The 14405-nt window shown below is 71.4% G+C and carries 9 protein-coding genes and 1 pseudogene; 7 read left to right on the forward strand and 3 right to left on the reverse strand.

The genetic code is table 11. From position 1 onward, the window contains the following. Positions 1 to 365: 365 nt before the first annotated feature. The gene (locus ADK64_RS18190) at positions 366 to 1472 is read right to left on the reverse strand and encodes a sugar ABC transporter substrate-binding protein (protein WP_053660193.1); all 1107 of its coding nucleotides are present in this window, start codon (positions 1470 to 1472) and stop codon (positions 366 to 368) included. A 171-nt stretch (positions 1473 to 1643) separates the two neighbouring features. Here ADK64_RS18190 and ADK64_RS48680 point away from each other — a divergent pair. Then, positions 1644 to 2102 (forward strand): annotated as a pseudogene (locus tag ADK64_RS48680) (glycosyltransferase); the annotation flags it as partial. 195 nt (positions 2103 to 2297) lie between these two features. Here ADK64_RS48680 and ADK64_RS18195 read toward each other — a convergent pair. Next, positions 2298 to 3626, reverse strand: coding sequence for an aminopeptidase C (locus tag ADK64_RS18195; RefSeq protein ID WP_053660194.1), 1329 nt, complete (start codon positions 3624 to 3626; stop codon positions 2298 to 2300). Positions 3627 to 3806: 180 nt separating this feature from the next. On the opposite strand from ADK64_RS18195, the gene ADK64_RS45985 reads away from it, so the two are divergent. Then, on the forward strand, positions 3807 to 3992 hold the full coding sequence (locus tag ADK64_RS45985) for a hypothetical protein (RefSeq protein ID WP_159046291.1): 186 nt from the start codon (positions 3807 to 3809) through the stop codon (positions 3990 to 3992). Positions 3993 to 4117: 125 nt separating this feature from the next. Here ADK64_RS45985 and ADK64_RS18200 read toward each other — a convergent pair whose 3' ends face one another. Further along, on the reverse strand, positions 4118 to 6187 hold the full coding sequence (locus tag ADK64_RS18200; RefSeq protein WP_053660197.1) for a SpoIIE family protein phosphatase: 2070 nt from the start codon (positions 6185 to 6187) through the stop codon (positions 4118 to 4120). 235 nt (positions 6188 to 6422) lie between these two features. Between ADK64_RS18200 and ADK64_RS18205 the strand changes: the two genes are divergently transcribed. The 5 genes from ADK64_RS18205 (at position 6423) to ADK64_RS18225 (ending at position 14275) form a co-directional block, all read left to right on the forward strand. After that, on the forward strand, positions 6423 to 7391 hold the full coding sequence (locus tag ADK64_RS18205; RefSeq protein ID WP_053660198.1) for a cyclase family protein: 969 nt from the start codon (positions 6423 to 6425) through the stop codon (positions 7389 to 7391). A 119-nt stretch (positions 7392 to 7510) separates the two neighbouring features. Then, on the forward strand, positions 7511 to 10333 hold the full coding sequence (locus ADK64_RS18210; RefSeq protein ID WP_053660200.1) for a SpoIIE family protein phosphatase: 2823 nt from the start codon (positions 7511 to 7513) through the stop codon (positions 10331 to 10333). A 122-nt stretch (positions 10334 to 10455) separates the two neighbouring features. Next, the gene (locus tag ADK64_RS18215; protein ID WP_053660202.1) at positions 10456 to 11985 is read left to right on the forward strand and encodes a sugar ABC transporter ATP-binding protein; all 1530 of its coding nucleotides are present in this window, start codon (positions 10456 to 10458) and stop codon (positions 11983 to 11985) included. Further along, positions 11982 to 13061 (forward strand): ABC transporter permease, encoded by a 1080-nt coding sequence (locus ADK64_RS18220; RefSeq protein WP_053660203.1) that lies wholly within the window; start codon positions 11982 to 11984, stop codon positions 13059 to 13061. Before ADK64_RS18215 ends, ADK64_RS18220 begins: the two co-directional genes overlap by 4 nt. A gap of 50 nt (positions 13062 to 13111) precedes the next feature. Beyond that, positions 13112 to 14275, forward strand: coding sequence for a substrate-binding domain-containing protein (locus tag ADK64_RS18225; RefSeq protein ID WP_053660205.1), 1164 nt, complete (start codon positions 13112 to 13114; stop codon positions 14273 to 14275). The last annotated feature ends 130 nt before the right edge of the window (positions 14276 to 14405 follow it).

The following is a 14405-nucleotide window of genomic DNA, read 5'->3' on the forward strand; positions in this document are numbered from 1 at the left end:
TGTGGGGCGGCGTACTTGCCGGGCGGCGGGCCTGTGGGGCGGCAGACCGGCAGACCGGCACCGGCCGGTGGCGGATCGTGGGCCGGTGAGCGGCGGGCCGGGGACCGGCGGCAGGGCCGGTACTGGCGGGCCTTCGGCCCGGGGGCCGGAACCCTGCGGACCTGGGACGGCGGGCCAGGGACCGTGGCCCCCGAACGGAGGAACGGCCAGCCGGGACGGGCCGGGACGGGGCCCGGTCGTCCCGCCCGCGGCGCCGCTCGACGGCTGGGCGGACGCCCCGACGCCTGGGTGGTGATCTGCGCAGCGGCCTCGGCCCTCTCCCCTCTCTCTCCCCTCCGCCCGTCCACCGTCCGCCCCCGGCCGAGCTACTTCAGGCCGATCGCGGCACAGTCCGCCTCGTACGTCGGGGTGCAGATGTCCTTGACGGTGTAGACGCCGTCCGCGATCACCGTGTCCTTGATGTTGTCCTTCGTGAGGGCGACCACCGGCACGAGCCTCGCGGGGATTTTCTTCGTGGTCGGGCTGTCGACCGTGTCGCGGGTCAGCGCGTCGAACTGGATGTCCTTGCCCTGGACCTTGTCCACCGCCATCTGCGCGGCGTCGGTGGCCTCGTCCAGGAACGACTTGTACACGGTCATGTACTGCTCGCCCGAGACGATCCGCTGCACCGCGTCCAGATTCGCGTCCTGCCCGGTCACCGGCGGGACCTTGGTCGCACCCGCCTGTTTCAGCGCGTCGATGACGGCGCCCGCCATACCGTCGTTCGCCGAGTAGACCGCGGCGATGTTGTCCAGCCCGACGGACCGGATCGATTTCTTCATGTTCGCCTCGGCCACCGCGGGCGACCACTTCTCGGTGTCGTACTGCTGGACGATGTCGACCTGGCCACGGAGTTCGCCGAGCGCGCCCTCCTTGAACCGGGCGGTGTTCGGGTCGGCGGGGTCTCCGTTCATCATGACGATCTTGCTGCTCGACGCCTTCGGACCGAGCGCCTTGATGATGGCGCGCGCCTGCACCTGGCCGACGAGTTCGTTGTCGTGCGAGACGTACGCGTCGACCGGACCCTGGGCGAGGCGGTCGTACGCGATGACCGGTATCCCCGCGTCCTTGGCCTTCCGCACGTCCGGCGCGATGGCCCTGGCGTCCAGCGCGTCCACCAGGACGACGTCGACCTTCTGGGCCACCATCTGCTGGAACTGTCGGCTCTGCGTGGCCGGGCTCGCCTCGGCGTTGGCGTAGACGACCTTGCCCTTGCCGTTCGTGAGGGCGGCGACCTCCTTCTTGATGATGGGGTGGTCGAACTTCTCGAAGCGGGCCGTGTCCTTGTCGGGCAGGAGCAGCCCCACCGTGATGTCGTCGCCCTTCGCCGAGGGCGCGGAACTGCCGCTCCCGCCGACGCTGCCGAGGGCGCCGCACCCGGTGAGGGCGAGAGCCGAGGCGGTGGCGGTCACGGCCACCGCGAGATGACGCACGGGGGTGCTGTGGGGGGTTGGAGCGTTCACGGCAGGTGCCTTCCGGATCAGGGAGCATCTGGGAACCCAGGTGGCGGAAGCAAACGCGGAAGCAGCGGGGAACGTCAAGACGTAAGGACAACAAGGTAATTGAGGCGTGACATTCACACCGCCCCTCGATGGGTGTGTGCCGTGCCCGTCCGGCAAGCGGCGCAGGGCGAACCAGGGTTCCGCCCGTACTCCGTTCCTCCCCGGACGGAGTTGCCGATCGCAGGGCCGGCAACCGCCGGCCGAACTGGTCGGCTTCCTCCAGACTCGCCCGGACCCGGTGTTCATCGGTTTCGGCAGCATGGCGCCCGGGGGCGAGCGGCTCGGCGCACTGGTGGCCGCCGCGGCGAGGCGGGCCGGGCCGGGCTGAGCAGAACGGGCGACGGCGTCCTGGCCGTCGGCGATCTGCCCCACGGTCGGCTGTCTTCCCTCACGGCCGCCGTCGTCAGCCACGCCGGGGCCGGCACCACCGGAGCCGGGCTGCGGGCCGGGGTCCCCGCGGTACCGGTCCCGGTCGTGGCTGACCCGGCGCTCTGGGCGGCACATCTGCGGCGGCTGGGAGTCGCCCCCCAGCCGCTGCCGTTCCCGGACCTCACCGTCGAGAGCCTGGCCGCCGCGATCACGGCAGCCGTCGCCGAGCCGGTCGGCCGGTCGATGGCCGAGCCGGCCCGGCCCATGGCGGACGAGGGGTCCGCGCACCGACCTCGTGACGGCTGCCCGCATAGCTGCGGACCTCCTCGCTGCCGTCCCGTTGGCGCGGACCGCCGTCGCGGCGGCGTTCTCCTCGGGTCTTGGGTCTCAGTCCGCGAGAGCGCCCATGGGGTCCCAGGCGGGCAGGACGATCGGCGGCTGGTCGAGGGCGGCGGCCAGGTCCGGGGGCAGGGCCGAGCGGCGGACCGCGATCTCGAAGACGTGCTCGCCGAACCACGAGTCGTTCATGGTCCAGAAGCCCTTGTCGGCCTTCTCCTCGCCCCAGCTGTTCTCCACCCGCCAGCGGCGCGGGTCGCCGTCCACCACATCGACGCCGGTGAACAGCATCGCGTGGGTCATCTCCGTGTCGTGGTGCAGCAGCCGGGTGGCCTTGTCCATGGTGAAGGGGGCGTCGTAGACGGCCGCGTAGTCGAAGAGGGCTGCGTCCCAGACGCCGACGTCCCCGCGCATCATCTTGGTCACGTCGCAGCCGAACCACACCGGCTCGCCGCCGACGATCGACTCCATGGCCAGCCGCTTCAGCAGCTCCATCTCGGCGTTGAGATAGACCACCGGCGGGCCATCCACGACATTGCCCAGGTACTCGACGGTGAAGGTGCGGCCGAACGGGCTCGACTCGCGCGGGTCGTGCACCAGGCAGACGTACTCCTCCAGCGGGAGCTGTACGTAGGAGGCGGCGAACTCGGCCGGGGTGAGCCAGCCGTCACGGTGGAAGTTCTTGTCCTTGTCCTCCCACTGCCACAGGAACCGCTGCGGAGGCGTCCCGAGATGGATGCTGAGCACGCGGTGGACGGCGGCCAGCACCTCCTGCTTGCGCTCCCGCTGCGCCTTGGCCCCCTCGCCGGCCCGCCCGCGCAGATCGCGGGCGCCCTGGCGGAGCAGGGTCTTCAGGGCCCGGTTCATCGCCCGGGTCGCGGAGGAGCTGTCGGTCTCCGGCATGGCCGACTTGGGCACCAGGCCGTGCTTGGCGATCAGCGCCACGAACATGTTCCACTGTCCGCCGTCACTGATCGGGTCCGTCAGCAGATGTGCCACCGTACGGTCGTCCACGTCCCGGTCCGAGGTGTCGATGACCGCTTCGAGGAAGTGGTTCGCCCGCTCGAACTTGTCCCACCAGAGCAGGTAGTTCTGAGAGAACTCGAAGTCCCTCACGCCCAGCTTCCGCGCTGCGCCGACGCGGAGCAGGTTGAGCCCCGCGAACATCCAACAGCGGCCGCTCTGCTTCTGGTTGGTGGCCTTCCAGTCGTCCAGGTGGTGGGAGACCGAGTGGTCGATGCTGGTCAGGATCCGCCGGTCCAGCGCGACATCGTCCACCGGTGTCTGAGTGACGGCGTTCTGCATCAGCCGGTTCACCGGCCGCGCGGCGAACTCCTTCTCGAAGAACTCGAGGTGATCCGGGGTCAGACTACGGTCCATGATCCTCACCGTCGCACGGCTGTCCGGCCGGAGTCAACGGATCGTCGAAGACTGAATGACATCAGTGATGATCGGCGAACACCTCACGTCGCCATGCCGTCGGGCCGGGCGGGCTCGGGGGCCGGGGTCTTCGGTCATTGCGCCTGGTCGGGCCGGGCTTCTGGCCGGCCCACTTGGCCGATGCACGATCCGTCGGCTCCTGCGACGTTCGCGGTGCCCTGCAACGGCGGCGAGCAGTTCACCACCACGGGCGGCGAACTCCTGCTCCCTGCGCTCGCGCGGGAGGCCGCAGGAGGCGCGGCCCTCGGAGCGCGTCAGACCGGTCAGCGCCGACGGCGCCCCGAGCCGCATCGCTTTGTACGGTGACCGGATCGACCGTCGGATGCGACTGCGCGCAGACCGTGCGCCGGACCCGACGGACGCGTCCATCCGGCCATCATCGTGCCGGTCCTGACAAGGTCCAGGACGTTCACCGAGCTGGAGTCCTCCGCTCAGGCCTGAGCTCGCGCGATGAGCAGAGCGACGTCGTCCTCACCACCGGGCGGCCGGAGAATCTCCAGGATGCGGTCGCAGGTGTCTTCCAGACCGTGACCACGCGTCGCCGTGAGGGCGTCGAGCAGGGCATCCAGGCGGGCGTCGATGGGTTCGCTTCGGGTTTCGACCAGGCCGTCGGTGTACAGGACCAGCACGTCGCCGGGGCGGAAGGGGAGCGTGGCGGCCTCGAAGGGCACCCCGCCGACGCCCAGTGGTGCGCCGGTGGGGAGGTCGAGAAGCCGCGCTGCGTGACCGACACGCAGCAGGGCCGGGGGCAGGTGGCCGGCGAGGCATATCCGGCACTGGCCCTGGTGCGGGTCGCAGACGCAGTAGATGCAGGTGGTGATGGCCAACTCGACCCCCTCGGCCAGGTGATCGAGGTGGTACAGGGCCTCGGCCGGGGCGAGATCGAGTTCGGCGAAGGCGCGGGCAGCGCTACGGAGTTGGCCCATGGTGGCGGCGGCGCTGATGCCACTGCCCATGACGTCCCCGACGACCAGGGCGGTCTTGTCTCCCCGCAGAGGTATGGCGTCGTACCAGTCGCCGCCGATCTCGCTCGTGGCGCCGGCGGGCTGGTAGCGGCAGGCAACCTCAAGACCCGGCAAGTCCCTCGTGAGCCGGGGAAGCAGACTGCGCTGGAGGGTGAGGGCCGCATGGCGCTGGGCCTGGTATCCACGGGCGTTGTCGATGCAGACCGCGGCTCGGGCGGCCAACTCCCGGGCGAGCAGTACGTCGTCGTCATCGAATGGAGCGGGGTTGCGGGTGCGTGTGAGGTCGAGGGCACCGAGGACTTCGCCACGGGCCATCAGCGGTACGGCCAGGTAGGAGTGCACGCCGGACGCCGCGAGGAGGGCGGCGGCCGGGCCGTGGCGGGCGATGCGCTCCAGGTCCTGACGTGTCGTGTGAGGCAGCAGAACCGGCTGACGGGTACGCACACACTGGGTGATCAGGCGGTCGCTGTCGTAGGTGGCGAGTCCCCCCGGCGGGTCGGCCGCGCGGACCGCCTCGGTGGCGTAGGCCGCGCTGACGGCGAGGGCGCGGAAGCGGGCCGGGCCCTCGCGCGGCGCGCTCCGGCCGTCGAGGGCACTGTCGAGTACGTCCACGGCTGCCACATCGGCCAGGGCCGGTACGACGAGGTCGGCGAGTTCACGCGCCGTCGTCTCCAGGTCGAGGGTGGTTCCCACGGAGGCGGAAGCACTCGCGATCAGGGCCAGCCGCTGCCGGGCCTGTGCCGCCTCGGCGGCAGCTCGATAACGCTCAGTGACGTCGATGACGGAATAGGCCAGGCCCAGCACCCGCCCGCCGGAATCCTCCAGCCGGTAGTACGAGACGGACCAGGCGTGATCGTGGTCCGGGTCGCCGGGCGGACGACAGACGATGTCCCGGTCCACGACCGACTCGCCCGTCTCCAGGACACGGCGCAGACGCGCCTCGGGACCCGTGTCCAGGAACGTCAGGACCTCGCCGACCGGTCGGCCGAGGCGATCCGCGGCGGACTGACCGGTGATGCGTTCCAGGGCGGGATTCACGGCCAGGTACCGCAGCTCCGTGTCCAGAATGGCCAGCCCGACCGGGGACTGGGACACCAGACGCATCGCCAGGGCGGCATCTCGCTCGACCCGCTCCACCGTGGCCTGGTCCGCGGCGAGACCCAGGGCGTAGACGTCGCCGAGGTCGTCCAGCAACCGCATGTTGCGGAACTCCACCAGGCGGGTGCTGCCGTCCTTGTGCCGGATCGGGAAGGCCCCGGCCCAGTCGGTGCCGGATTCCATGACCTCCGCGAAGAACTTGACCACCTCGTCCCGGTGCTCCTCGTGGACCGTCAGCCCAGCCGCCGACTGTCCCAGCGCTTCCGCTGCGGTGTAGCCGAACAGTTCCTCGGCCTTCGGGCTCCAGAAGACCACCTGGCCCTGCGCGTTCAGCACCACCGCGGCGACGCTGAGCAGGTCCAGCAGGCCGCTGGGCGGCGCGCCGGGACCGGCCACCGACCGGCCGGCGGCTGCTCGGGAGGAGTCCATCGTGCCCATGCCTCATCTTCCCTCCCGATCGACGCCTTGGCTCGTGCCGCATCGGCGGGCGTTCTGCCTTCATCCATGGTCGTCCCGGACCGGGGCAGCACACACCTGGGCCGTCCTGTGCGGCAAGGAGGGACGGACCGGTCGGCACGGCATCCCGATCGCCCGGGGGAGCCGCTGTGCGAAGCTGGAGTTGATCACGAGCGCCACGCTCCTCCGCGTCCCGCCCGGAGAAGGGTGAGTACAGATGACCTCGAAGTCCGCCGATGCCCCCGATCCCGGCTCAGCCGTGACCGGCAACGGCCCCGCCGTCTCCCGTCGGGAGTTCGACGCGCTCTTCGAGGCGGTCCGCACCTGGGGTCGCTGGACTCCGGCCGACCGTGGTGCCTGGAACCGGGTGACCGCGGAGCATGTGCGGCGGGCCACGGCCGGAGTGCGGTCCGGGGTGGTCGTCCCGTTGGCACTGCCCTGGAACACCCGGCCCGGCCCCGACAACCGCAAGCCCGCTCTGCACCACATGACCGACCTCGGCGACGTGGAGAGCCCGGAACCCTCCGCCTACAAGGACTTCATCGCCGCCGACTACCACGGCAAGGGCGTCACGCATCTCGACGCCCTGTGCCACGTCGCCTTCCGGGGGCAGCTCTACGACGGCCGGGCGGCCGGCGACGTCGTCGGTACCGCGGGCTCCCGCTTCGCAGCGGTGTCGACGCTCGGGCCCCTCGTCACGAAGGGGGTGCTTCTCGACCTCCCGGCCGCCCTCGGGATCCGCTGGCTGGAGCCGGGACGAGCGGTGCACGCAGCGGACATCGCCGCCGCGGAGAGGGCGCTCGACGTGACGATCGGCGAGGGTGACGCGGTGCTGCTGCGTTCCGGGCACGTCCGCCGCCGTACGGAGCTCGGCGCGTGGAACCCGGACACGGCAAGCGCGGGCTTCCACGTGGACGCCGTGCCGCTGCTGGCCGAGCGTGGCATCGCGCTGCTCGGCGGTGACGGCGACAGCGATGTACGGCCCTCGCCCGTGGCGGGTGTGCACTCGCCGATCCATGCCCTGGCCCTGGCCGCGATGGGTGTCCCGCTGCTGGACAACCTCGATCTGGAAGCCCTTTCCGCCGCCACCGCGGAGGCCGGGCGGTATGAGTTCCTGCTGGTCGTGGCGCCGCTGAACGTCCCCGGGGGAACAGGCTCGCCGGTCAACCCGGTGGCGGTCCTGTGACGACCGACCCTCATGGTCATGCACATGCACAGCCTTTTCGTGACTCACGCCCCTAATGTCCGTATTCTCGTCTATGCCAGATGTTTCAGCGCAGCGGGCTATCGCGAGTGAGGCGCAGCGTGGTTCGGTTCGGCGGGGCACCGACGGCGACGGGGCGTGCGACAGGCGGCACAGGGCCCGTCCTTTCGCGGGAGCGGTTTCTGGAGGGTGGGCCGGTCGAAGCGGGCGTACGTTCAGCCATCTCGGATTCGTGGCAGCGCTGCCGGTCCCTGGGACTCTCACCGGACGGGTCCGACCTCCCCTTCCGGGAGGACTTCGATACGGACGCCCGGATAGTCGGCGCGGCCGTACCGGTGCTCGACCGGCTGCAGTACAGGTTCGCAGGCAGTCAGCTCAACATCGCTGTCGCCGACGCGAGCGGAACGGTCCTGCTGCGCCGTTTCGGAGAGGCGTCCCTGGCCAGAAGCCTCCCGGCGATCCAGAGCGTGCCGGGATTCGTGTTCGCCGAGCAGTTCGCCGGCACCAACGGCATCGGTCTCGCGCTGGCGGAGCGGCAGCTCATCCGGGTCTACGGTGCCGAGCACTTCGCCGAGCGCTCCCAGTCGAGCGCCTGCCGCGCGCTTCCGGTCCGCGACCCGCTCAGCGGCCGTATCGAGGGCGTCCTGTGCTTCGGCTATCCACGCAGCTTCGACGATCCCGCGCTGGCCACCGTGATACGCAAGGCTGCGCACGCCATCGAACGGCGGCTGCTGAGCCACAGTTCCGCACGCGAGCGCGCCCTGCTACGGGCGTACCTGGACACCGAAGCCGAAGCCGCCGTCGGCCGTCACCACACCGTCGGGCTGGACGAACTGGCCCTCGGACAGCACCCCCATGACCGTGAGATCCTCATGGAGAAAGCCACCGAGTTGATCTCCTGTGCGCAGCGGGCGGCTGTCCACGTTGCCCTGTCCGACGGCCGGCGTGTCACGCTGCTCAGCCGTCCGATGACGAGTGCCACCGGAGTCGAGGGCCTCGCCGTCGAGGCCGTCCTGCCCGGGCCCGCACCACGAAGTCCCCTCGTCGCCCCATGGCAGACGGACGAGGTTGCGGGGTTCCCTGCCGAGCCGGCCACCCCCCGTGTCGTCCTGCCGCCCGGGGCCGTCGCCATCGCGGCACCCGGCCAGGTCGCCTCGGGCGGCAGGGGCGTCACCGTCGTCGGAGCGCAGGGCGATCACCTGGCCTGCGCACCCCCGTCGAGAGGCCTGCTGCTCGTGGGGGAGCCGGAGGTGGGACGGTACGCCCTCGCCGCACGGCGCCGCCTGGAGCTGCTGTCCGAGGCCAGTACGCGCATAGGTACCACCCTGGACGTGCGCCGCACCGCCCAGGAACTGGCTCGCACGGCCGTCCCACGGCTCGCCGACTACGTCACGATCGACCTGCCCGAGGCCGTACTGCGCGGAGAGGAGTCCGCCGACCCGCACGGCGACCTGCGCCGTACGGTGGTTCACGGCATCCGCGAAGACTGCCCCTTCCATCCGGTCGGCAAGCAGGTCGACTACGGCCCGGCCACGCCGCAGCTGCGCTGTCTGACCAGCGGGGAGGTGGTACTGGAGCCGGATCTGAAGGTCGCCGCGGGCTGGCTCGCCCACGATCCCGAGCACTCGGCGGAGTTGCTCACCCACGTCCACTCCCTCATCGCGGTCCCTCTGGTGGCCCGCGGTGTCGTCCTGGGCATCGCCGCCTTCTACCGCGGGCAGGACCCCGCGCCCTTCGGCGACGACGACCGTTCCATGGCCCAGGAACTCGCCGCCCGTGCCGCCCTGTCCATCGACAACGCCCGGCGCTACACACGCGAACGCACCATGGTCCTGGCCCTGCAGCGCAGCCTGCTCCCCCAGGGGCTGCCCGACCAGGACGCCGTCGAGGTCGCCCATCGCTACCTTCCCGCCGAGTCCGACGTGGGCGGGGACTGGTACGACGTCATCCCCCTCTCCGGCACCCGTATCGGCCTCATGGTCGGGGACGTCGTCGGCCACGGCATGCTCTCCGCCGCCACCATGGGCCGGCTGCGCACCGCCGCGCGCAGCTTCGCCGAACTCGACTTCCCCCCGGACGAGGTCCTCACCCATCTCGACAACCTGGTGGGACGCCTGGACCGGGAGGACCCCGCCGACGACGCGGCGGACATCATCGGTGCGACCTGCCTGTACGCCGTCTACGACCCGACCACACAGCGGTGCACCATGGCCCGTGCCGGGCATCCTCCGCCCGCGCTGGTCCGCCCCGACGGCACGGTGTCCTTCCCCGAGCTGCCTGCCGGGCCTCCTCTCGGGCTCGGCGGCCTGCCGTTCGAAGCCGTCGAGATCGATCTCCCGGAGGGCAGCCAGCTGGTCCTCTACACCGACGGACTCATCGAGGACCGCAACCGCGATGTCGACGTGGTCCTCGGCCGGTTGCGCGAGGTCCTGGCCCATCCGGAGCGCACACCGGAGGAAACCTGCCAGGTGGTTCTGAACACCGTGGCGCCCAACCACCCCGGAGACGACATCGCCCTGCTCGTCGCCCGCACCCACGCCCTGGACCCCGGCCGGATCGCCACCTGGGACCTGCAAGCGGACCCGGCCCTCGTCAGCGAAGTGCGCGCCCGCGCCATGCGGCAACTGGCCGACTGGGGACTCGAGGAGACCGCGTTCGCCGCGGAACTGATGCTCAGCGAGCTGGTCACCAACGCCATCCGGCACGGTTCCGGCCCGATCCGGGTACGGCTGCTCCACGACCGCACCCTGATCTGCGAGGTCTCCGACACCAGCAACACCGCCCCGCATCTGCGCCGGGCGGCCACCACCGACGAGGGCGGCAGGGGCCTGTTCCTCGTCGCCCAGCTGTGCCAGAGCTGGGGTACGCGGTACCTGCCCCAGGGCAAGGTCATCTGGGCCGAGTGCGGCCTCGACGGTGGCTGAGAGCGGCAACGCCGCTGACCCGTTGGTGTCACACGGGGCGGCAAATATACGAAATGCCGTTGACCGGCCGATTAGGATCACTGGCGACAGTCGGGAAGAACTCGCCAGGCCGACCCTCGGAGATGTCCGTGCACGACCCTCCCGACACCTCCCAGGACCCCCTGGTCCGCATCCGCGGTCTCACCAAGCGGTTCGGCGGGACCCTCGCGCTGGACGGAGTCGACCTCGACGTCCACGCGGGCGGCGTCCTCGCCCTCCTCGGACCCAACGGAGCCGGAAAGTCCACCCTCATCAAGGTGCTCGCCGGCATCCACCACGCGGAGGCGGGACAGGTCACGGTGGACAGGCACCCGCTGGGGACTCACGGTGCGTCCCGCGCCATGTCCTTCATCCACCAGGACCTCGGGCTCGTGGAATGGATGACGGTCGCCGAGAACATCGCCCTGAGCACCGGCTACCAGCGCCGCGCCGGACTGATCTCGTGGCGGCGCACCCGGGAGCAGTGCACCGATGCCCTGCTCACCGTCGCCGCCCACCTCGACCCTGCCGCGCCGATCGCCCGTCTCTCCCCCGCCGAGCGGTCGCTGGTCGCCATCGCCCGAGCCCTGGCCTCCCGGGCGGAACTCATCGTCCTCGACGAGCCGACCGCCCGACTGCCCGCCACGGACTGCACCCGGCTGTTCCGCGTCCTGCACACCCTGCGCGACCAGGGGCACGGCCTCCTCTACGTCACCCACCGGCTGGACGAGGTGTACGAGGTGGCCGACACCTTCGCCGTCCTGCGCGACGGCCATCTCGTCAGCCACGGCGCCTTGGCGGGCCACGACCCCGCCCGGCTGGTCCATGACATCGTCGGCGAGGAACTCACCCACTACCGCCCCGCCACCGTGCCCGCCGGAGGCCCGCCCGTCCTGACCCTCGACGGCGTACGGACCCCGGGCACCGGGCCGGTAGGCCTGGAACTCGGGGCCGGGGAGGTCCTGGGCCTGGTCGGTCTCTCGGGCGCCGGGCACACGGACCTCGGCCGGGCCCTCGCCGGAACCCGGCCCCTGCTCGACGGCCGGGCACTCCTCGGCGGCCGGCCGTACCGCCCCCGCACCGTCACCGACGCCGTCCGCCTCGGTGTCGGCCTCGTGCCCGGCGACAGACAGCGGGAGGGCTGCGCCGCCGAGCTGACCGTGCGCGAGAACCTCCTGGCCAACCCGCGTGCCGAAGGCGTGCCGGCGCTGCACTGGATCGCGCCCCGCCACGAACGCGCCGTGGCCGCCGGCCTGATCGAACGGTTCACGGTGCGTCCCCGCGACAGCGAGGTCCCGATCGGCACGCTGTCCGGCGGGAACCAGCAGAAGGTCATGCTCGGCCGGTGGCACCGGGTGGGCCTGCGCCTGCTGATCCTGGAAGAGCCGACCGCGAGCGTGGACGTCGGAGCCAAGGCCGCCGTCTACCGCCTGCTCGACGAGGCACTGGCCACCGGCCTCGCGGTGCTGCTCGTCTCCACGGACTTCGAGGAGGTCGCGGGCGTGTGCCGGCGCGCCCTGGTGTTCGTCCGCGGGTCCGTGACGGCCGAGCTGAGCGGTCCGGCCCTCACCGTCGCCGGGCTCACCCGGGCGGCCTCGGCCATGCCCCCCTCCGGAAGCGGGGCGACGCCATGACCGCCTCGCCCTCCCCCTCCACGCCCCCGTCCCGGCCGCACCGAAGCCCCGCGGGACACCTCGTCAGCGCCTACGGCCTGCTGGCCCTCACCGCTCTGCTCGTCCTGGTCTTCTCCCTCGCCCTGCCCCGCACGTTTCCCACGCGGGACACGGTCGACTCGATCCTGTCCAACCAGTCGATCCCCGCTGTCCTCGCGCTCGCCGCGACGGTCCCCGTCGTGACCGGCGCGTTCGACCTCTCCATCGGCTACGGCCTCGGCCTGGCACACGTCATGGCGATGCAGCTCATCGTCAACGAGGGGTGGCCCTGGCCGTGGGCCTGCCTCGTAGTGATCGCCGGAGGGGCGGTCGTGGGCGTCCTCAACGGTGTCGTCGTCGAGTTCGGCCGTATCGACTCCTTCATCGCCACCCTCGGGACCGGCAGCATGATGTACGCGGTGACCGGCTGGATCACCGGCGGCGGCCGGATCGTCCCCGGCCCGCAGGGTCTCCCCGCCGCGTTCACCGACCTCTACGACTCCACGTTCCTGGGGCTTCCGGTTCCCGCCTTCTACGTGCTGGCCCTCGCCGTCGCTCTCTGGCTGGTGCTGGAGCGGCTGCCGCTCGGCCGCTACCTCTACGTCGTCGGCTCGAATCCGCGCGCCGCCGACCTCGTCGGCATCCCGACCCGCAGGTACACCGTCTACGCGTTCGGCGCATCGGGACTGATCGTCGGTTTCGCCGGTGTGCTGCTCGCGGCCCAGCAGCAGATCGGCAATCCCAGTGTCGGTCTCGACTATCTGCTGCCCGCCTTCGTCGGCGCCCTCCTCGGCTCCACCGCGATCAGACCCGGCCGTCCCAACGCCCTGGGCACGCTCGTCGCCGTCGCCGTGCTCGCGGTCGGCCTCACCGGCATCGGCCAGATGGGCGCCGAATTCTGGACGGTCCCCCTGTTCTACGGAGGCACCCTCCTTCTCGCCGTCGGACTGGCCGGCTACTCCGCCCGCCACCTGCGCATCGGGGCCGACGCGTCCCGTGAGGCACTCGCCCCACCCCCGCAGCCGCCGTCCTCGGCGCGGGGCGGTGCCACTCCTTGATCCCTGCCGCGGTCCCTTCCGCGCCCCTCATCCCTCCGGGAGGAGCTTCCGTGCACCGCAAGCGCAGGGCCGTCCCCGGCATCGTGGAGGCACGATCCGTCTCCATCGCCCTGTTGGCAGCGGCAGCCGTCCTCGCAGGCTGCCAACGCGGCTCGTCGAGCGGCCCCGCGGTCTCCACCACGGGCCCGAGCGGCTGCCCCGCGGCCCAGGCAAAGGCCCAGGCCGCCGTCGCCCGGGCGGAGCAGGCCGACGTCCCCTGGAACGGGCCCACCAGCGGCCCCGCGGCGGTGTCCGGCAAGACGATCGTCTACGTCGCGCAGACCATGACCAACCCCGGAGTCGCAGGCGTCGCGCAGGGCGTGCGGGAGGCCGCGAAGGTCATCGGCTGGAACGTCCGGGTGATCGACGGCGAGGGCACTCCCGCCGGCATCCAGGCGGCGCTGAGCGAGGCCGTCTCCCTCAGGCCCTCCGGCATCGTCATCGGCGGTTTCGACCCCGACTCGACCTCGCAGCAGGTCGCGCGGGCCACCGCGGCCGGCATCCCCCTCATCGGCTGGCACGCGGTCGACTCCCCCGGCCCCAGTATGAGACCCCGGCTCTTCACCAACGTCACCACCCACGTCGACGACGTCACCGCGATCAGCGCGCAGTGGGTCATCGCACGCTCCCGGGGCAACGCCGGGGTGGTCCTCTTCACCGACGCCTCGATTCCGTTCGCCAAGCACAAGTCCGAGCTGATCAGGAAGCGGCTGGCCGTCTGTGCGGGCGTGCGGCTGCTGGCGTACGAGAACATCCCGATCGAGGACGCGAGCAGCCGGACCCCCAGGGAGGTCTCCTCCCTCCTCTCCCGCTACGGAAGCCGGTGGACCTACTCGGTGGCGATCAACGACCTGTACTTCGCCGACGCCGCCCCCGCATTCCGCGCGGCCGGAGAGGAGGGCTCCGGCCCGCCCTTCAACATCGGCGCCGGCGACGGCGACCCGTCCGCCTTCCAGCGCATCAACAGCGAGCAGTACCAGGCGGCCACCGTCCCCGAACCGCTGTCGCTCCAGGGCTGGCAGATCCTCGACGAGTTCAACCGCGCCTTCTCCGGCCGTCCGGCCAGCGGCTATGTCGCGCCCGTCCATGTCTCCACGGCAGCCACCAGCAAAGGCGCCACGTCCTGGGACCCCTCGGGCTACCGGGAGGCCTACCGGAAGATCTGGGGCAGGTGACAGGTGGTGCGTGAGGGTGGCGGCCTGGTCCTGCTTCCGCGCGCGTGGACGCCCCGTTGACCTGTTGTGCAGGTCGGTGGGGCGTCTGTGGTGGGACTCGTTGCCTGTCGGCGGGCCTGCTTGCCTGTTG

The sequence above is a fragment of the Streptomyces sp. MMG1121 genome, from assembly GCF_001280015.1.
In the GTDB taxonomy this organism is placed as follows: domain Bacteria; phylum Actinomycetota; class Actinomycetes; order Streptomycetales; family Streptomycetaceae; genus Streptomyces.